We start from the raw sequence: 17,456 nt of genomic DNA on the forward strand, positions 1-17,456 counted from the left end.
CGTTGCGCTCGTGGAACGCGAAAGTAAAGCGCTGGCGCACGTTTTTCGAGGTGCGAAGTGCTTGCTGGCGCAACGCTGTCGCAGGGCTGGCATGAAGCTGTCGCGAAGCTGGCGTGGCGGACAGAATTGCGCTGCTGCCACAATCGAAACCGTTTTTGGATAAGCAGGATCGCTAATCGATTGCACTGCGCTGCGCGTCAGCTTGCGCCAGCGCCAGCGTGCTCACCGTCTCGCGCAGCCATGTCAGCGCGGGGTCCGCGTGGCTGCGCGGATGCCAGGCCGCATGCATGGAAAAGCCGCGCGCCTCGAATGGCAGCTCGAACAGGTCCACGCGGTCCAGGCTGCGTGCAACGAGCCGGTAGGGCAGCGTGGCCACGTAGTCGGTGTGCGCGAGCACTTCTGGCACGAGCGTGAAGTGCTGGACCGAGAGCGCCACGCGCCGGCGCCTCCCGAGAGCTTCCAGATGCTCGTCCATGAAGCCGGAGAAGCTGCCGCCACTGGTCGAGACCAGTACGTGACCGAGCGCGCAATAGCTGTCGAGATCGAAAGCGGCCGTGCCGCGCGGGTGTCCTTTGCGTTGCGCGACGACGAAGCGCTCGTCATAGAGCTTTCTTGTCTTGAGCGTGGGCGGCACCTGCTGCGCGGAGCCGAGCAGCAGGTCGATTTCGCCGCGCTCGAAGCGCTGCGCGAGCGAGCCGGACTCAATGGCGACGAACGCGAGCTGAACGGCCGTCCCGGCGAGGCGCGCCCATTCGATCATCAGCGGCAGGCCGAGCACGGCCACGCACTGGTCGCTCGCGGCGATCACGAAGCGCCGCGAACTGGTAAGCGGATCGAACGCGGGCTGGCGGCGCACCACGGTCTCAAGCGTTTGCAAGGCGGCGTGCAGGGGCTCCATCAACTCGAGCGCATGCATCGTACGCGTCATGCCGCGGCCGTTGGCGGCGGGAATCAGCAGCGGATCGTCAAAGAGCTGGCGCAGCCGCGCCAGTTGGGCCGAAACCGCCGGTTGCGTGAGGTTCAGGCGCATGGCCGCGCGCGTCACGTTCGATTCCGCGAGCAGGGCGTCGAGCGTGACCAGCAGATTCAGGTCGATTCCGGAGAGATCGATCACGGTGATGGGTCATATGCATGGGATCGATTTCAAGAATACGTGCGTGTCGCCTACAGTTCAATCCGTCAGACGAACCGTGCAAGTCCCCTCTCGCCGAACCAGGGCAAACCGACCAAGGAGAACGAAGCCATGAAAGCCTGGATGCTCGATCGACCCGGCCAGCCGCTCGCGCTGCGCGACGTGCCACAACCCGATCCGCGCAGGGGCGCGCTGGTGGTCGGCATGGAGGCCGTGCCGCTCCTCAGCTACACACGCCAGTATGTCGAAGGCAAGCTGCCTTTCGGGTATCCCGGCGGGCCGTTTTCGCCGGGCACCAACGGCATTGGCCGCGTGCTCGCCGTTGGCGAGGGCGTGTACGGCTACCGCGTCGGGCAGCGCGTTGCGCTGAGCCCCTACTGGGTCGCCGACGAGGCTCTGCGCGAGCCCGCCCAGTCGCTGCTCGGGCTCACCACGATCAGCCCCGACAGCGCGCCCATGCTGGCCGATTTTGCGCATGGCACCCTGCGCGAGGTGGTCGAGTTTCCCGCCTCCACGGTGTTTCCGCTCGACGGTCTGAATGACCTGCCGTCGGTGCGGCTTGCCGCGCTCGGCAAGCTCGTGGTGCCGTTCGGCGGGCTGCGGCGCGGCCGGCTGGCTGCCGGCGAAACCGTGGTGGTGAACGGTGCGGCCGGCGCGTTCGGCGCTGCGGCGGTGCTCGATGCGCTCGCGCTGGGCGCGAGCCGGGTCGTGGCGGTGGCGCGGCGTGCGGCAGCGCTGGCGCCGCTTGCGGAGCTGGGCAATGGTCGCGTCGCGACTGTGGCGCTCAGCGGCGACAGCGCGCGCGATAGCGTGGCTATCCGCGACGCGGCGGGTGGCGGCGCCGATCTCGCCTTCGACATGGTCGGCCACGCGAGCGACCCGGGCTCGACGCTCGCCGCGCTGCGCAGCCTGCGCCGCAATGGCCGCATGGTGCTGATGGGCAGCATGGAGGTGGATCTGCCCATCGTCTATCGGGAAATGCTGATCAACAACTGGGAGTTGATGGGGCACTTCATGTACAGCGGCGCGGATTACCGGGCGCTGATCGCGCTCGTGCGCTCGGGCCAGCTGCCGCTCGACGCGATTGAAATCGAGCGCTATGCGCTCGATGCGCTGGAGGCCGCGATCGACGCGGCGCAAGCGGCACAGGGGCTGACGTGCGTGACGGTTTGCATGCCCGGCGTGCCTCAGTCGATGCCGTGAAACACGGCGTCGTCCGGGCCGAGGTAGGCAGGCGCACGCCATACGGCATCGCGCATCGAGTGCTGCACGAGATTCTCCACACCCAGCAGCACCGCGAAAATCGCCATGCGCACCGGGATGCCGTTGTCGGTCTGGCGGAAGATCGCAAGACGCGGGTCATGGTTCAGGTCGGTCGAGAGGTCGTTCGCGCCGGGGCGGCTGTCGCGCGGCAGCGGATGCATCACGAGCGTCTCGGGGTTGCAGCACTCGTCCATCAGCGCCTGGTTGATCTGGAACTCGGGCGTGTAGCCTTCGAACGACTCGTCGGCGAAGCGCTCCTTCTGGATGCGCGTGGCGTAGACCACGTCCGCGCCGCGCAGGCCCGCGCGCAGGTCGTGCGTCTGCTCGACGACGTGGCCGTTGGTCGAGATCTTGTCGACGATGTACGCGGGCATTTCGAGCTGCGGCGGCGAGATCAGCGTGAACTTGATGCCGCGATAGAGCGCGAGCAGCTTCACGAGCGAGTGCACCGTGCGGCCGTACTTGAGGTCGCCCACGAGCGCGATATGCGCGCCATCGACGATCTTGCCGAGGCGCGAGAACTCGCGCTGGATCGTGTAGAGGTCGAGCAGCGCCTGGCTCGGGTGCTCGCCGGGGCCGTCGCCGCCGTTGATCACGGGAATGTTCACGGCGCGCGCGAATTCGGCCACCGAGCCTTGATCAGGATGCCGAATCACCATCGCATCCACGTAGCCGGCCATCACGCGGCTCGTGTCGTAGATCGACTCGCCCTTGGCCATCGACGAAAACGTGAAACCCGTGGTGCCGCAAACCGAGCCGCCCAGCCGGCAGAACGCGGCGCCGAAACTCACGCGGGTGCGCGTGCTGGCTTCGAAGAACAGGTTGCCGAGCACCGCGCCTTCGAGCACGCGCGAGATTTTCCGGCGGCGTGCGATGGGCTGCATGATGTCGGCCACGCGGAAGAGGGCTTCCACTGAGTCGCGCGAGAACTGGTCGACCGACAGCAGTTGCGGCTTGCCTTCGAACTCCATCTGGCTCGCCAGCGAACGAGACTCTACGCTTTGCGTATAGATTTCGCGCGGCTCGCCGCTGCCCACGATTTCCGAGACGAAGCGCTCGACGATCTCGGGCATGGCGCGCGATTCCTGCGACTCTTCCGGCAGCAGCCACGTGTCCAGCGCCCGGCGCGATACGCCGATGCGGCTCGCGAAGGCATCGCGGGTCATGTTCAGACGCCGCATGGCGTCGCGGAGGAAGGCTTGTTGCGGAACGCTCATGACTGGCACCTGTGATGTCGGGTTGATGTACGCGTTGCGTATATTAGTGGGGCGGCGTGAGAAGTCAAGGGCTTTCGTGCGGCAGTGGCCGGGGCGAGTGCGACAACGTAGCGCAGCGCCTCCCCGAATGCGCTGTCGAGGGCGCTGGTCGTGCCGCAGTGCAGCAGATCCGCGGCCTGACAGGCTGTTCTGAGTGCTCTTTTCCCGGCGCGTCCCCTTTTATCGGGATGGGAATTTTTGAGGCGCCACCATAATCGCGGTTTTGATTTTGGACGGGCCGGCGCACGCCGGCTTCCGCAGCCTGAGATGTACGCATTGTTCTGTACCCTGGTGTCGTGCGCCGCGCTCCTGCGCGCGAAGCGGCAGCGCCGGAGCCAGCCATGAAGATGCCGTGGTCCAGCTCGGTCGACGAGCTTTCCAGCGGCGAAACCCGTTTCGTCACGCACCGCGCGGCGCGCCGCACGGCGATGGCCGCCGCATGCGTGGCGGCGGCCATCGCGCTGGCTGGCGGCGTGGCCATCGGCCGTTATAGCGGCACGGCGCCCGCACTTGCGAGCTCGGCCGCCGGCGCGGCCACGCACCATTACGTGGTGGGCGAGATCGGCCGCATGAACGCATCGATTGCGCTGCTCGATCCGCGCATCGAGCGTCTGGTCTCGCAGATTGCCGAGTTGCGCCAGTTCGATCAGCGCCTGCGCGCACAAACGCCGCGCGGCGCCACGGCGGTGCCTGCCGCGCCCGCCGCGCGCTCCGGCGACGATGACGGCGGCGAGGGCGGCCCCGCGCTCGCGCCGAGGCGCTGCCTCGAGGCATCCGCCGCGCGCGCCAACGCCCATGCCATCAACGGCGAGGTCGACTGCATGGCGGCCACGCTCGCCGCGCTCGAGCGGTCCGTGGCGGAGCACAAGGCCGCGTGGGATGCGTTTCCGGGCCGTCGTCCTACCGAAGCGGGCCGGCCCGGCTCGCCGTTTGGCAACCGCCTCGATCCGTTCACGCAGCGCCTGAGCTTTCATCCGGGGCTCGATATCGTCGCGCCCAGGGGCACGCCGATTCTCGCCGCCGCGGGAGGCCGCGTGATCTTCGCAGGCGTGAAGTCGGGCTATGGCAATGCGGTGGAGATCGATCACGGCAACGGCTTCGTCACGCGTTATGGGCATGCGTCGAAGATCGACGTGCAGGTGGGGCAGATCGTGCTGCCGCGCGAGCATATCGCCGACGTCGGCTCGACCGGGCGCTCGACGGGCCCGCATCTGCACTTCGAAGTGATCGTGAAGGGCGTTCAGGTCGATCCCGGCGACTATCTCGCGCTGTTCGACGCCTATCGGACTGAAAGCACCGGACGAAACGGCAATGGCTGACGCACGACGCTTCGCGCGCCAGCGTCGCGACGCGCAGCGCGAATTCGAATTGCAGCCAGTGCGCTCGCGCGCATGGCGCTGGGGCGTGGCGCTCGCATGGACCGTCGCGGCGGCGTCGGCTGGCGCGGGGCTCGCCGCGTGGGCGCTGCATGCCGGTGACGCCGGGCAGTGTCCCGCCGTCGAGCCAGATGTACTGCAAACGCGGCTCTCCAATGTGGAACTCGCGCTGGAGCAGGAGCGCGCGGAGCGCTCGGCCCTGCAGAAAGCCGCGGATGCGGCGCAGGCCGAGACCGCGAAGCTGCAAGCCGAACTGGTGTTCATGCGCAACCACGGTGCGCGCTCGAACGCGCGCTGACGCTGGTGTCCGATTACCGCCGCCCGCTGGGCGCGGCTCTACCCAACCTCGACAAGACCATCTGGAATCAACCGTAATTAACCGCAACGGCACGACTCATGTTCAACAGGAAGAAACCCCAGCCGGGCATTGCCCAAACCAAGCTCGCGACGCTGATCGCCGAGGATGTCCATGTCACGGGCAATCTGGAATTCGCCGACGGCCTGCGGCTCGACGGCAAGGTGAGCGGCAACGTGACGAGCAAGCCGGGCGCGCAGACACTGCTCGTGTTGAGCGAGCGCAGCGCCGTGCAGGGCAACGTGCATGGCTACGACATCGTGGTCAACGGGCGCATCGTGGGCGACGTGATCGCCGATCATTTCGTCGAATTGCAGTCGAATGCGCACGTGGTCGGCAACATCTACTACCAGCAATTGCGGATGGATTGCGGCGCGAGCGTGGATGGCAAGCTCACCAGGCGCGACCCGGGCGACGCGCCGGGACTGCTGCTCGATACCTCGGTAACGTCGGTAACGTCGGTCACCGACGTCGAGGCGCACGACTGAGCGCCAGGGCGCGTGCGATTTCCAGTACACTGCCCGACATGCCACGTCAGCCGAGTCCCTTCGTCACGCCATTTGCCGTCGCCGCTTCGCGCGCGATGCTGGCGCGCGCGCAGGCCTCGTGCGCGTGCGTGAAAGCCAAAGCCAAAAAACAGCCGCTCATCTGACCGGAGCATGCTGTTCCGTCGGATGGTGCGATGGAACGGCCTGCCGGCGGCGCCCCGCCTCTTTCTCCCTGCTGGCTTGCCCAATTCCCGCGTACGGTTCGACGGACCTTTCACACGGTCACGTACAAGGGAAAATCATGTCTTCGTTTTCGGGTATCTGGATTCCGCTCGTCACGCCGTTCAATCGCGGCGCGGTCGATCATGAGGCGCTCGATGCGCTCGTGCGCCACTACGCGCAAGCCGGCGTAGCGGGCTTCGTCGCGCTCGGCACGACCGGCGAGCCGGCCGCGCTCGACGAACTCGAGCAGGACGCCGTGCTCGCCACCGTGCTCGCGGGCGCGGGCGGCCTGCCGGTGGTCGCCGGCGTGAGCGGCAATCACACACAGTCGCTGTGCGAGCGGATTGCCGCGCTCAACGAGATGCCCGTGGCAGGCGTGCTGGCGGCCGCGCCGTATTACATTCGCCCGTCGCAGGCTGGCGTGGCTGGGCACTTCGCGGCGCTGGCCGATGCGAGCCGCAAGCCCGTGATCGTCTACGACATTCCCGCGCGCACGGGCGTGCAACTCGAATTGCCGACGCTGCTCGACCTCGCGGGCCATGCGCGCATCGTCGCGGTGAAGGATTGCGGCGGCTCGCTTGCGAAGACGCTCGCGCTGATTCTCGACGGCCGCCTGCAGGTGCTGTGCGGCGAGGACATCGAGATGTTCGGCGCGCTGTGCGCGGGCGCGAGCGGCGCGATTGCGGCATCGGCGCATCTGTTGCCGGAACGTTTTGTAGCGATGGAGCGCGCGTTGCGCGAGGCGCGTCTCGCCGATGCGCGCGCGCTCTGGCACGCGCTCGTGCCGCTCGTGCGGGCGGCGTTCGCGGAGCCGAATCCGGGGCCGGTGAAGGCGGCGCTCGCGCGGCGCGGGCTCATTCGCAATGAACTGCGCGCGCCGATGACTTGCGCGAGCGCCGCGCTGGAGGAAGCGCTGGGAAAGATGGTGGCGTGAGCGGCGGAAATACCGCGTGCCGAACATCACGCGGTTTGCCGCGCGAAAACGGGCGCGTCCTGAAGTATGGGACGCGCGCGCCCTTAGCCCGCGATGTGCGCGCTTGCGCCTGTGTTCGCGCGGCTGCGCGAGCGGCGCCGCGTGCGCGGGCGTTCGGTGTCCATCGTCTCGCCGTTGAGCAGGATACGGCGTCCGGGCACGTGCTCCGCCACGAGGCGCGCGATATCCAGCGCCGAACTTTCGGCGGGCACGACCTGGCGGCGCGCGTCGTCGTCGAGCAGCGTGGTCCATTCGACGAGCCGATACGCACGGCCCCACGGATTCTGCAGCGGCGTGGACACGCGGCATGACGCGATGCGGTTAGTCGAGCCGTCGCGCAGCAGAGACTGCAAGTGCATCAACACATCGTCGTTATCAACCATGACCTCGCTCCTCCTCGACTAACTGCGCGGCTAACTGCGCAAAAAAACGCCGCCGATGCTCCGGCGGCTCAACAGGGGTGAGCGTATGTTTGCAGCGAAGAATTAAACCAGACTTAAGAGCCGCTTCCGGCGCATGGGCGCGGCGCTCTAGCGGTGCGCGCGCCTTCATCAGTGCGGCTTGGTGCTGTTTTGCCGCAAAGTCGCGCGCACTTTGCGCGCGGCGAAGAGCGGGAGATAGTCATGGATGCGTGCGTCGGCGCGGTAGCTGTCGAGTGCGTCGGCGTAGATGCGGGCTACGGTTTCCTCAGGCGTATTGGTCTCTTCGGCGATGCTGTGGACGATTTTCTCGGCGTCGACTTGAAGCATGGAGGTTCTCCAGTCTGCGGATCAGCCGGGTAGGTGGAGTTCGAATTCAAGAACAAACTTGCGTACCACGCCAATTGAATCGGCCTATCGGAATCGCGGAAAAAAATACCGGAGAAAATCGTTCGTGCAGACGAATGATGAGTGAATATGAGTGAAGGGGCGACCCCGTGGCCGCCCGTGCCGTGGTTTACGCCACGCTTTCCAGCGACGGATAGTCCGTGTAGCCGGTTTCGCCGCGCGCGTAATAGGTCGACGGATTCGGCGCATTGAGCGGTGCGTTCAATGCGAAGCGGCGCGGCAGATCCGGGTTCGCAATGAAGAGCTGGCCCCAGGCGACGGCATCGGCTTCGCCGTCGGCGAGCACGCGTTGCGCCGACTCGAGCGTGAACTTCTCGTTGGCAATGTACGGGCCGCCGAATTCAGCCTTCAATTGCGGCCCGAGACGGTTTTCGCCGAGCGATTCGCGTGCGAACAGGAACGCGATCTTGCGCTTGCCGAGCTCGCGCGCCACGTAGCCGAAGGTGGCGGCGGGGTTGGAGTCGCCCATGGTGTGGGCGTCACCGCGCGGCGCGATATGCACGCCCACGCGATGGGCGCCCCACACGTCGATGCAGGCGTCGGTGATTTCGAGCAGCAGGCGCGCGCGATTTTCAATCGAGCCGCCGTAAGCGTCGGTGCGCTGATTCGTGCTGTCTTGCAGGAACTGGTCGAGCAGATAGCCATTGGCGCCGTGAATCTCGACGCCGTCGAAGCCCGCGGCTTTCGCGTTGATCGCGCCTTGCCGGAACGCGGCGACGACGCCAGGAATTTCGTCGATGGCGAGCGCGCGCGGCGTGACGTACGCGCGCTGCGGGCGCACGAGGCTCACGTGGCCAAGCGCCGCAATCGCGCTTGGCGCGACGGGCAGTTCACCGTCGAGAAAGAGTGGGTCCGAGATGCGGCCTACGTGCCATAGCTGCAGGAAGATGCGCCCGCCTGCGGCATGCACGGCTTCGGTCACGACCTTCCAGCCTTCGACCTGTTCCTGCGACCAGATGCCCGGTGTTTCTGCGTAGCCCACGCCTTGCGGCGTGACCGACGTGGCCTCGCTGATGATGAGGCCGGCCGTTGCGCGCTCTGCATAGTACTGCGCCATCAGCGCGTTAGGCACGCGCGCCACGCCTGCGCGTTGACGCGTGAGCGGAGCCATGATGACGCGATTGGGCAGCCTGAGGTCGCCGATCTGGAGGGGGTCGAAAAGCGTTGCCATATGTTCACCTTATTGCGGGCTCGGCCCGCTGCGTTGAAGCCTTGAATAAAAGAAGCCGATGCGTGCGCTCACAACTGCTTGTTCGCGTAGGCGAGAAATGCCTCGATGACTGCTTCGTTGCGCTTGAAAAACACCCACTGGCCCACGCGCTTCGACGTAACGAGCCCGGCTTTTTGCAAGGCAGCCAGATGCGCCGATACGGTGGACTGTGACAGCGCGCAGTACGCGTCGATCTGGCCCGCGCAAACGCCGTGTTCGAGCGGGAGTGCCTGGCCGGCGAAGTGCATCTTCGGCTCGCGCAGGCACGCGAGGATCTCGCGCCGCACGGGATTGGCCAGCGCTTTGTAGATGGCGTCGAGGTCGAGCTTTGGGGTCGGTTGAGGTTTTTTCATCGCGATTGCATCGTCACTGTGCGAATCATATATCGCATTTTAACGATATGGGCGATGGCACCGATTTCAATAGGGATACTCTGAACTGTGCATGAGGTGCCCCGGCGCGCGGCGCACACAATGACGGTGCAGGTCGGGAAGGAATTCCGGTATGTCGGTCGGATCAGGTCGTGGACTACGCAACCGATGCATGTGATCGTAGCCAGTGCCTGTTGCAAGGAAGATCAGATAGGGCGGTGCAACGGTGAATCCGGCTCCCGAGGTGGCGTGTGAGGGGGCGCCGGATTCGAAGGTGTTTTCGCCAGAAGCGGGTTCGTCGATCGACCGATCTTCAGGCGAGTTCGGGATTGCCATGGCCGGAGTCAGCTATTCGAGCTTGCTGGCACTTACCATTTGATCTGAGCATTCATGGTGCCGGTCTGGACGATTTCGAATTTCGTCTCGCCACGGTAAGTCCCTTCGATGCGGTAGTCTGCATCCGGCACGGAAAACAGGCAGTGCGGACCCGCGGCAACGAAATCCATCAGCACGCGGCCATGGCGTCTTACCTTGACCGAAACCTCGGTCAATGGCGTATTGCCCGACGAAATAAACGAGACGCCAAGGTTGAACGGATGCTGCGGATCTGGCGACGTCACGTGCCCGTCGATATTCATATTTCCGCAGACGTAGTAGAGCATTTGCTGTGGCGCGGCCGGAGTGTTCGTGCGAGCCGCCGCCGCGGTGGTGGTTGTGGGGGGCGGGGCGGTTGGCGCCGCGGGGGCCGATGGAGTCGGCGCAGCCATTGGCGCAGTGGGTTGCGAATATTGTGTTCCAACGGGTCTCGCGATCTGTGCCCCGGCAGACACCGCATACGCACCAGCGATGAGCAGCGCGCTCGCGGGCACAAGCCGACCTCGGTGCTTCAAGGTCCCCATGATTGCCTCCCTCTTTTGATGTGCAACTAGCATAGGAACGGTGAGGGCGAAATGCAACCGTTCACGGTTTGTCAGTAATTTATGCCGGGTTTGCGAGCCGGAGAAAAAAGTCCCGCGTCCATAGCAGACCAGTTGCGCTAACTAGCTGAAGAAGAGCCTGCAGTTGTAACCGGTTGAAACGTGCTGATGGATTACGCATAAGCGTGATCTAGAGTGTTGTCATGTGCCGCACGAGTTCCATAGCAATTGAAGTGCACACACGTACCATCACGCATGCGTGAAACACAAAACATCTCTACATCGCTTCGATGTTACTGGCCGGTGTGTCTTTCCGGCGTCGCCTGTTCAGGCAACGACAAGGACACCATAAGCCGGCTATTCCAGATTCGCCGTTCAACGAGCGCTCTAAAGCGTTCGATAGTCCAAAGTGTGCTGACGAACTTTTCGCTGCTGCAAGCCGAAGAGCAGACCGGCCGTTCCTGGAACCAGATTGAAAACTGATTGAGTCCGCAATAAATATCGGTTTTATTGATCGCATATTCGTACACAGAAAGCGGTACGGGACTTGCGATAGCCGCGTGCCTGGTGGTCAACGACAACGTACAGCAGGGGGCGTAAAGAAAATGGACGAGAACAAGCGTTTGTACACGTCGCCTCGCCGGCGCCCTCTTTGTGCATGTGCGGCGCCTGCAGCGGTCATGCTTTTGTCAGCTTATGCGGTGCTTGAAAGTAAGAACGGTTTCGCGCAGGAAACCGACGCAGCAAAGCCAGTGGTTTTCATGGTCGCGCTCGCGGACAACATCGCGAGCCGTGATCCTGTTGCGCACCCTGTGATGACCGAGGCCTCGGGGAGCACCGTCTATGCCGTCATGGCTTCGACGGACGTGCCCCAAAACACCATGAGCGACACCACGGGCGTTCCGGTGACAGCGCCGCCCGAGCCTGGTCCGGCGGCACCTGTCGCGACAGTGGCCCAGGCGTCGAGGGGCGAGCCGATGGCGGCTCCTGCGTCTGCTCCTGCGGCCACGGTGACCCCTGCGCCCGCGCCGCAAGCACCGGAGAGCAATCCCACGCAGTCGGCACCGGAAATGGCGCCGGCACCTGTCACACCGCAGATGGAACTGCCTACCACCGGTAATGGTCCGCAGCCTGGCGAAGATTTGCGTCATCAGGTCTTCGGCCTTGCAACGAGCGGAGGGGCGAACCGCGCGCTCGACGAAGCCAAAAAGCATCCCGACGTATTTTCGCCGGTCGATCTCGCGGAGATCGAAGAACTCGCCATCCGGCAGGAGGTGCGGGGCGGCCGCTCGAAGGTTCGCGCGATGACCAGCACCGACCGCTTCGATGCGCTCGATGCCGCTATTCGTCATGCGGAAGAGTTCGACAAGCGTCTGCCGAATACACCGGAGTACGCGCAAGTGCGTGCGTCGCTTGCCAGCGACCGTACCGTTGGGTATGCCGCGCGTGGGCGGATGGAAGATGCCGTTGCCGTGTTCGAAACGATCCCGTCGAATTTCGAGGTGTCGCCCGAGGCGCTCGCGTCAGTGGGCGACGCATATTCCTATCTGCAGCAGCCGGCGAAATCGGAAGCGGTTTATCGGCGCGCCATCGAAGAGACGCGTGCAAAGCCCACCGACGCGGCCACGCTCGGCTACCAGTATGGCTCGCACACGCGTCTGATCGATCTGCGCGAAGGTCTGTTCTATTCGCTCACTGACCAGAACAAATATACGCAGGCACATCAGGTACTCGACGATATTCGCGGTGCGCTGCCGCCGACTGACAAGATGCGTCCTGGGGATCCCGCGACTGACGATTACCTGCGTTACTACCGTTTGCTCGCGCAGTACCAGATTTACATTGGTCAGACGAACGAGGGCATGGCCGGGTTGCAGAAACTCGAAGAGCAGGTGCCGTTCAGTTCGGAAGTGCGCGATGCACAGGCGGATGCGGTGCTAGGCATGGGACATACGCGGCGCGCGCGCGACATGTACGTCGCCACGCTGACCGATCACCCGGACAACATCGAGGCGCTGGCCGGCCTCGGCCGCGCATCGCTTGCGCTGGAGGATTACTCGAACGCGCACCGGATCAATACGACGTTCGACGACACGTTCCCTGAGAACGGTTCAGTGCGTGCCTTCCAGCGCGACTATAAAGCGTATCGCGCGCCGGTGCTGACGGTTGATGTCAAAGGCGAACATGGCGCCTCGGCGCTGGCGGACAACCAGTTCAGCATCGACACGACTCTGTATTCACCGCCGATCTTCGACAACTGGCGCGTATTTGCCCATACGTTCTACGCTCATGCGGTGACGGACCTCGGCAATGTCAGCCGTACGCGTGCCGGCGTTGGCGGCGATTATCGCAACGGCTCGTTGACCGTGAGCGGCGAGGTCACGCGTTCGACGGGTAGCGATGGGCGCACCGGTGGCACCGGCGAAGTTTCCTATGCGTTCAATGATTATTTGTCGGCCAGTGCAGGCGTCAGCAGTGACAGCGACTCGCTGCCGATGAAGGCGTACCTCAATCATATTTGGGGGAAGACCGCGCAGGCGAGTATTAATTTCAACGATGGTGACCGGCGTTCAGCATCGTTGTCTTACTCCGCGGCGCGCTACAGCGACTCGAACTTTAATCAGGACATTGCGTTGAGTGGAACGCAGCGCGTATTTACTACCGCGAATCAACTGGTGAATGTTTCACTGAATCTCGACACCGGGAGCAACACCATCCGGGACGCAGCGTATTACGCGCCTTCGCGCGATTACACCGCCGAAGTGGTCCTCATGCATCAATGGGCGATCTGGCGCAGCGGCGAGAGGTCCCTCGTGCAGCGCTTTTATCTGATCGGGGGCGCGTATAACGAGCGCGGCTATGGCACGAGTGCGGAGATGGGGGCGCGCATCGAGCACAACTGGACATTCAGCCACGATGTCACGCTCAGGTACGGTCTTGGCGTGCTCAGCCACGCGTACGACGGCAAGCGCGAATTCTCGGAACTCGCCTATGCCACGCTCACGGTGCCATTCTGACTTCGGAATCTGGGAGGAGGCCTGCGATGCAATCTCGTCGACGTTTCGTGTGTAGCTGTCTGGGTGCGATGGCGGGCTGTTCGCTGTTTCCATCCCTCGCCTCTGCCAAGCTGATCGACATCCTCCCGCCGGCCGACCCCGCCGATGGCAAGACCTTTCGCGTGATCTGCTTCCACGATGTGCGCGACAACCTGCGTGCCGAGTTCAACGCGAACAACCTGATCGATCCGTTCGCCGTCGATACGGGCACGTTGACATCAATTTTTTCGTGGCTCGATACGAACCACTACAACCCGGTCACCTTCAGTGCGATCGTGGCATCGCGCAACGGCGGCAAGCCGCTGCCGCCGCGTTCGGTGCTGCTGACTTTCGACGACGGCTTCAAGAGCCACCATGACAAGGTGCTGCCGCTGCTCAAGCAGTTCAAATATCCCGGCGTCATGGGGATCGTGACCTCGTGGATCGATACGCCGGGCAACGCTGGCATTCGGCTTTCGGACACCGTCGTCGTGCCGCGCGACACCTTCATGTCATGGGACGACGTGCGCAATGTGGCCGCGTCGGGGCTCGTCGAGCTGGCGTGCCATACGCACGACCTGCATCACGGCGCGCTTGCGAATCCGCAAGGCAACGAGTTGCCGGCGGCCACTTCGCATCTGTACCTGAAAGATCAGCAGCGCTACGAGACGGACGCCGAATTCGAAGCGCGTGTGCGCGGCGACCTGGGCAACTGCATGCGTCAGGTAAAGCAGCAGACAGGCGTGTCGATTCGCGCGATGGTGTGGCCTTACGGGGCGCAGAACCTGACCGTGCGCAACGTGTCCTCGCGTCTTGGCATGCCCACGCAATTCACGCTCGAGTCCGGCCCGAATACCCCCGATATTCCGCTCGATCGCCTGCGCCGCATTCTGGCGACCTACGACATCAACGTAGGCGAGTTCGAGCGCTCGGTGCGCGAGCCCGCGCAAAATCGCGGCCAGATCAATCCGGTCGAGCGGGCAGTCGTGGTGTCGCTCGACGATGTCTACGATCCTTCGCCCGACATGCAGGAAAAGAAACTCGGCATCCTGATCGAGCGGATGTATCGAATGAAGCCGAGCTCGGTGTACCTGCAGGCCTATTCGGACCCTTCGCGCTCGGGGCTTGCGCGGGCGCTGTATTTCCCGAACCGGCATTTGCCGATGCGCTCCGATCTGTTCTGCCGCGCGGCGTGGCAACTGAACACGCGCGCGAGCGTGGAAGTTTATGCGTGGATGCCGGTGCTCGCATTCGCGGTACCGGATGCCCTCAATGGACGCGTCGAGTTCGTCACGGCGGCTGCGGGCAGCACCTTGCCGCCCGGCGCCTCGGGCGTGCGGCGGCTCAGTCCTTTCGATCCGGCTGCGCGCGCTTATGTGCGCGAGCTTTATGAGGACCTCGGAAAATACGCCGCATTCAACGGCGTGCTGTTCGGCGAGGACGCGACGCTCAGCGATTTCGAGGATGACGGCCGGCACGCGCGTCAAACCTACGCGAGCTGGAGTTTGCCAGCGGGCGTCGAGCAGATTCGCGCCAATCCCGAGGCGATGAAGCATTGGAGCGCGCAGAAAACCCGCTATTTGCTGGACTTCACGAAGGAGCTTCGGCAGATCGTGCTCGACAGCCAGAACAGCGATGAAGTGCTGACCGTGCGCACGATCTTTCCCGATGCCGTGCTCGACCCCGGCAACGAGCCGCGCTATGCGCAAAGCTATCCAGCTTTCGTGCGCGCATACGACTTCGTCGGACTGCTCGCCATGCCGTCGCGACAGGGCATCACTTCCGTGGACAGCTGGCTCGACAAGCTCGGCCGGGTGGTGCAAGCCGCGCCGGACGGACCGCGCCGGACGGTCTTTTTGCTCGAAGCAACCGATTCACGCACGGGCGAGAGCGTGCCCGGCACGCGCCTTGTTGATCAAATGCGTCATCTGCGCGAGGTGGGAATGGTCAGCTACGGGTACTACCCCGATAACTTCCAGCACGACTTGCCGAATGCGGTCGCGTTACGCGATGTCATGTCGACACGCCAGCGTCTCGATCCCGCGTCGATCAATGCTCTGCTCAAGGGCGCCCCTGGCGCAGGAGTGCAGCGATGATGCACCTCGTGATCAACCGGCTGCAGGATTTTGTTTTCTTCTACCCGTTCTTCATGTCGTATCTGTGGATGATCGGGGGAACAGTCCATTTCCTCGCGCTGGAGAACGGACGGTCGCGCTCGCCCAGCGCACTGAGAATGTCGGGGATGCCGAAGGTGGCGGTCATTGTGCCGTGCTTCAATGAAGAGATGAATGCGCGCCGCGTGTTTCGTCATCTGGCGACGCTCAACTATCCCAACTACGAAATCATCGCGGTCAACGACGGCAGCCGCGACCGCACCGGCGAGGTCCTGAACCAGCTTGCCACCGAGATTGCGCATCTGACCGTGATTCATCATTCGAAGAACGAGGGCAAGGCGATTGGCCTGACCACGGCCGCGGCGATCACCAACGCGCCCTTCCTCATGTGCATCGACGGCGACTCGCTACTTGGCGAAGATGCGATCGAATGGATGCTCGAGCACTTCATTTCGGATCAGAACGTGGGCGCGGTCACCGGCAATCCGCGTATCCGCACGCGCACGTCGCTGCTCGGACGCATGCAGGTGGGAGAATTTTCGTCGATCGTCGGGCTGATCAAGCGCACGCAGCAGGTCTATGGGCGCATCTTCACGGTGTCGGGCGTGATCACGATGTTTCGCAAGAGCGCGCTCGCCGATGTCGGCTACTGGAGCTCCGACATGCTGACCGAAGATATCGATATCAGCTGGAAGCTGCAGTGCAACGACTGGCGCGTTGCCTACGAGCCGCATGCGCTGAGCTGGATTCTCATGCCCGAGACGATCAAGGGGCTCTACAAGCAGCGCTTGCGATGGGCCAAGGGTGGGATTCAGGTTTTGTTCCGCTACGCGGGAAGACTTCTGTTCGGGCCGCGCGTGATGATGTGGCCGCTCTTCATCGAGTACGCGCTCGGTATCGCATGGGCCTATGCGATGGCATTCATTTTGCTGCTCTCGCTTCTCAATGCTGTCTATACGTTGCCGCCGGACTGGCACGTATCGCTGCTGCCGCACTGGCACGGCATGCTGCTGGTGGCGACCTGCGTGCTGCAGATCATCGTCGGCTGCGTGATCGACCGGCGCTATGACGAGAAGCTGCTGCTCTACGTGATGGACACCGTCTGGTATCCGCTTGCGTTCTGGCTGATCAACATGGTCACCACTGTCGTGGCGCTGCCGGTCATCGCCTTCGGGCGCCGTGGCAAGCGCGCAGTCTGGACTAGCCCCGATCGAGGAATTCAACATGAACAACACGCCCGTCATTGACCTCTCACTTCACGCTCCGCAGCAAATCATCTCGGACCAGGGCATCGCGCGCGGCGTCGTGCTGCTGCTGTGGTTCCGGCTGCTGCGGCCGGCTTGCGTCGGCTCGATGTGGGCGGGCATCACGATCTACGCATACCGGTATCTGTTGCCGTTCGAGCAGGGCGATCTCTCCTGGCCCGAGCTGGTGTCGTATTTCGCGGCCATCGGGGCCATCGCTTCGGTCTTGACGATGTGGATGATTCTCGCGCGCGTGGCGCACCCGTTTGCTTCGAAGTCGCGTACGCAGCGGCTGCTGCGCCGCAAAGCCGGGCTGACGGTCGAACCGGGGCCGTTTGCAGGTGCGGCTTCTCGCGAATTGAACGCGGTAGCGCGGGTGTTCGTGGCCTCGCACGATGCCAATGGGCTCATTGCAGCGCTGCGCGTGCTGTCCGTGACGGGGCCGGCCGCAGACGGCGCAAACGTGGCAAGCGGTGCGGGCGGCCGCCAATCCAGCAGCGGCGCATATGGTCACGCAAAGCCGCCGGTGTATTCGCCGCCGGTCGTATCCCCCCGCCGGACGCCGCGGCAGTGAGTGAGCGCGGCTCGCGCCACACGAGTGCATTGCAGGGCGACCAGGACGCCGACATGGATCGCACCATCGCGCGTGCCGGGCGCGGCTTCTATCGCTGGC

At 64.1% G+C, this 17,456-nt stretch carries 16 protein-coding genes and 1 pseudogene; 9 read left to right on the forward strand and 8 right to left on the reverse strand.

The features are described 5' to 3' along the window. Nucleotides 1–172: 172 nt before the first annotated feature. Nucleotides 173–1,114, reverse strand: a complete 942-nt coding sequence (locus PWP93_RS19300) for a LysR family transcriptional regulator (RefSeq protein ID WP_421045555.1) — start codon at nt 1,112–1,114, stop codon at nt 173–175. Nucleotides 1,115–1,243: 129 nt separating this feature from the next. Here PWP93_RS19300 and PWP93_RS19305 point away from each other — a divergent pair, with 129 nt between their 5' ends. Then, nucleotides 1,244–2,335, forward strand: a complete 1,092-nt coding sequence (locus PWP93_RS19305) for a zinc-binding dehydrogenase (RefSeq protein WP_421045556.1) — start codon at nt 1,244–1,246, stop codon at nt 2,333–2,335. Here the strand turns inward: PWP93_RS19305 and PWP93_RS19310 are convergent. Next, nucleotides 2,320–3,612, reverse strand: a complete 1,293-nt coding sequence (locus tag PWP93_RS19310; RefSeq protein WP_421045557.1) for an aspartate carbamoyltransferase — start codon at nt 3,610–3,612, stop codon at nt 2,320–2,322. The two genes, PWP93_RS19305 and PWP93_RS19310, sit on opposite strands and share 16 nt — an antisense overlap. Before the next feature lie 380 nt (nt 3,613–3,992). Here PWP93_RS19310 and PWP93_RS19315 point away from each other — a divergent pair, with 380 nt between their 5' ends. The 4 genes from PWP93_RS19315 to dapA all read left to right on the forward strand — a co-directional run bounded on the left by PWP93_RS19315 (nt 3,993) and on the right by dapA (nt 7,026). Next, entirely contained in the window at nt 3,993–4,970 is a 978-nt protein-coding gene (locus PWP93_RS19315) for a M23 family metallopeptidase (RefSeq protein ID WP_421045558.1), read from the forward strand. Then, nucleotides 4,963–5,325: a hypothetical protein gene (locus tag PWP93_RS19320; RefSeq protein ID WP_421045559.1), complete on the forward strand. Its 363-nt coding sequence runs from the start codon at nt 4,963–4,965 to the stop codon at nt 5,323–5,325. The genes PWP93_RS19315 and PWP93_RS19320 overlap by 8 nt, the downstream gene beginning before the upstream one ends. A gap of 98 nt (nt 5,326–5,423) precedes the next feature. Next, complete coding sequence (locus PWP93_RS19325) at nt 5,424–5,870, forward strand: bactofilin family protein (protein WP_421026447.1); 447 nt, start codon at nt 5,424–5,426, stop codon at nt 5,868–5,870. A 301-nt stretch (nt 5,871–6,171) separates the two neighbouring features. Continuing rightward, complete coding sequence (gene dapA, locus PWP93_RS19330; protein ID WP_421045560.1) at nt 6,172–7,026, forward strand: 4-hydroxy-tetrahydrodipicolinate synthase; 855 nt, start codon at nt 6,172–6,174, stop codon at nt 7,024–7,026. Between the two features lie 188 nt (nt 7,027–7,214). Here the strand turns inward: dapA and PWP93_RS19335 are convergent. From PWP93_RS19335 to PWP93_RS19360, 6 genes and pseudogenes are all read right to left on the reverse strand, one after another. Then, nucleotides 7,215–7,448, reverse strand: a pseudogene (locus PWP93_RS19335) (DUF2866 domain-containing protein); the annotation flags it as partial. Between the two features lie 168 nt (nt 7,449–7,616). Continuing rightward, complete coding sequence (locus PWP93_RS19340; protein WP_421045561.1) at nt 7,617–7,814, reverse strand: DUF3562 domain-containing protein; 198 nt, start codon at nt 7,812–7,814, stop codon at nt 7,617–7,619. A gap of 187 nt (nt 7,815–8,001) precedes the next feature. Next, nucleotides 8,002–9,063, reverse strand: a complete 1,062-nt coding sequence (locus PWP93_RS19345) for an alkene reductase (protein WP_421045562.1) — start codon at nt 9,061–9,063, stop codon at nt 8,002–8,004. Nucleotides 9,064–9,131: 68 nt separating this feature from the next. After that, nucleotides 9,132–9,455 carry an ArsR/SmtB family transcription factor gene (locus PWP93_RS19350; RefSeq protein WP_421045563.1) on the reverse strand — a complete coding sequence of 108 codons (324 nt, stop codon included), beginning with the start codon at nt 9,453–9,455 and terminating at the stop codon, nt 9,132–9,134. A gap of 66 nt (nt 9,456–9,521) precedes the next feature. Further along, on the reverse strand, nt 9,522–9,809 hold the full coding sequence (locus PWP93_RS19355; RefSeq protein WP_421045565.1) for a hypothetical protein: 288 nt from the start codon (nt 9,807–9,809) through the stop codon (nt 9,522–9,524). Between the two features lie 32 nt (nt 9,810–9,841). Continuing rightward, nucleotides 9,842–10,372, reverse strand: a complete 531-nt coding sequence (locus PWP93_RS19360; protein WP_421045566.1) for a hypothetical protein — start codon at nt 10,370–10,372, stop codon at nt 9,842–9,844. 698 nt (nt 10,373–11,070) lie between these two features. Here PWP93_RS19360 and PWP93_RS19365 point away from each other — a divergent pair. From PWP93_RS19365 to PWP93_RS19380, 4 genes are read left to right on the forward strand one after another with little or no spacing between them, the layout of a single operon-like run. Then, nucleotides 11,071–13,407 (forward strand): poly-beta-1,6 N-acetyl-D-glucosamine export porin PgaA, encoded by a 2,337-nt coding sequence (locus PWP93_RS19365; RefSeq protein WP_421045567.1) that lies wholly within the window; start codon nt 11,071–11,073, stop codon nt 13,405–13,407. Nucleotides 13,408–13,433: 26 nt separating this feature from the next. After that, nucleotides 13,434–15,521, forward strand: a complete 2,088-nt coding sequence (gene pgaB, locus PWP93_RS19370; RefSeq protein ID WP_421026454.1) for a poly-beta-1,6-N-acetyl-D-glucosamine N-deacetylase PgaB — start codon at nt 13,434–13,436, stop codon at nt 15,519–15,521. Next, entirely contained in the window at nt 15,518–16,786 is a 1,269-nt protein-coding gene (pgaC, locus tag PWP93_RS19375; protein WP_421045568.1) for a poly-beta-1,6-N-acetyl-D-glucosamine synthase, read from the forward strand. Before pgaB ends, pgaC begins: the two co-directional genes overlap by 4 nt. After that, the gene (locus PWP93_RS19380) at nt 16,764–17,357 is read left to right on the forward strand and encodes a Biofilm PGA synthesis auxiliary protein PgaD (protein WP_421045569.1); all 594 of its coding nucleotides are present in this window, start codon (nt 16,764–16,766) and stop codon (nt 17,355–17,357) included. Before pgaC ends, PWP93_RS19380 begins: the two co-directional genes overlap by 23 nt. The last annotated feature ends 99 nt before the right edge of the window (nt 17,358–17,456 follow it).

Origin of the sequence: Paraburkholderia sp. A1RI-2L (assembly GCF_048957375.1) — a bacterium.
In the GTDB taxonomy this organism is placed as follows: domain Bacteria; phylum Pseudomonadota; class Gammaproteobacteria; order Burkholderiales; family Burkholderiaceae; genus Paraburkholderia.

Excerpts from the sequence above, each read along its gene's own strand:
- PWP93_RS19305 (WP_421045556.1), top strand. The coding sequence starts at position 1,244 with ATGAAAGCCTGGATGCTCGATCGACCCGGCCAGCCGCTCGCGCTGCGC.
- pgaB (WP_421026454.1), top strand. The coding sequence starts at position 13,434 with ATGCAATCTCGTCGACGTTTCGTGTGTAGCTGTCTGGGTGCGATGGCG.
- PWP93_RS19380 (WP_421045569.1), top strand. The coding sequence starts at position 16,764 with ATGAACAACACGCCCGTCATTGACCTCTCACTTCACGCTCCGCAGCAA.
- PWP93_RS19315 (WP_421045558.1), top strand. The coding sequence starts at position 3,993 with ATGAAGATGCCGTGGTCCAGCTCGGTCGACGAGCTTTCCAGCGGCGAA.
- PWP93_RS19325 (WP_421026447.1), top strand. The coding sequence starts at position 5,424 with ATGTTCAACAGGAAGAAACCCCAGCCGGGCATTGCCCAAACCAAGCTC.
- PWP93_RS19345 (WP_421045562.1), bottom strand. The coding sequence starts at position 9,063 with ATGGCAACGCTTTTCGACCCCCTCCAGATCGGCGACCTCAGGCTGCCC.
- PWP93_RS19360 (WP_421045566.1), bottom strand. The coding sequence starts at position 10,372 with ATGGGGACCTTGAAGCACCGAGGTCGGCTTGTGCCCGCGAGCGCGCTG.
- PWP93_RS19365 (WP_421045567.1), top strand. The coding sequence starts at position 11,071 with ATGCTTTTGTCAGCTTATGCGGTGCTTGAAAGTAAGAACGGTTTCGCG.
- PWP93_RS19310 (WP_421045557.1), bottom strand. The coding sequence starts at position 3,612 with ATGAGCGTTCCGCAACAAGCCTTCCTCCGCGACGCCATGCGGCGTCTG.
- dapA (WP_421045560.1), top strand. The coding sequence starts at position 6,172 with ATGTCTTCGTTTTCGGGTATCTGGATTCCGCTCGTCACGCCGTTCAAT.
- PWP93_RS19350 (WP_421045563.1), bottom strand. The coding sequence starts at position 9,455 with ATGAAAAAACCTCAACCGACCCCAAAGCTCGACCTCGACGCCATCTAC.
- PWP93_RS19340 (WP_421045561.1), bottom strand. The coding sequence starts at position 7,814 with ATGCTTCAAGTCGACGCCGAGAAAATCGTCCACAGCATCGCCGAAGAG.
- pgaC (WP_421045568.1), top strand. The coding sequence starts at position 15,518 with ATGATGCACCTCGTGATCAACCGGCTGCAGGATTTTGTTTTCTTCTAC.
- PWP93_RS19320 (WP_421045559.1), top strand. The coding sequence starts at position 4,963 with ATGGCTGACGCACGACGCTTCGCGCGCCAGCGTCGCGACGCGCAGCGC.
- PWP93_RS19355 (WP_421045565.1), bottom strand. The coding sequence starts at position 9,809 with ATGGCAATCCCGAACTCGCCTGAAGATCGGTCGATCGACGAACCCGCT.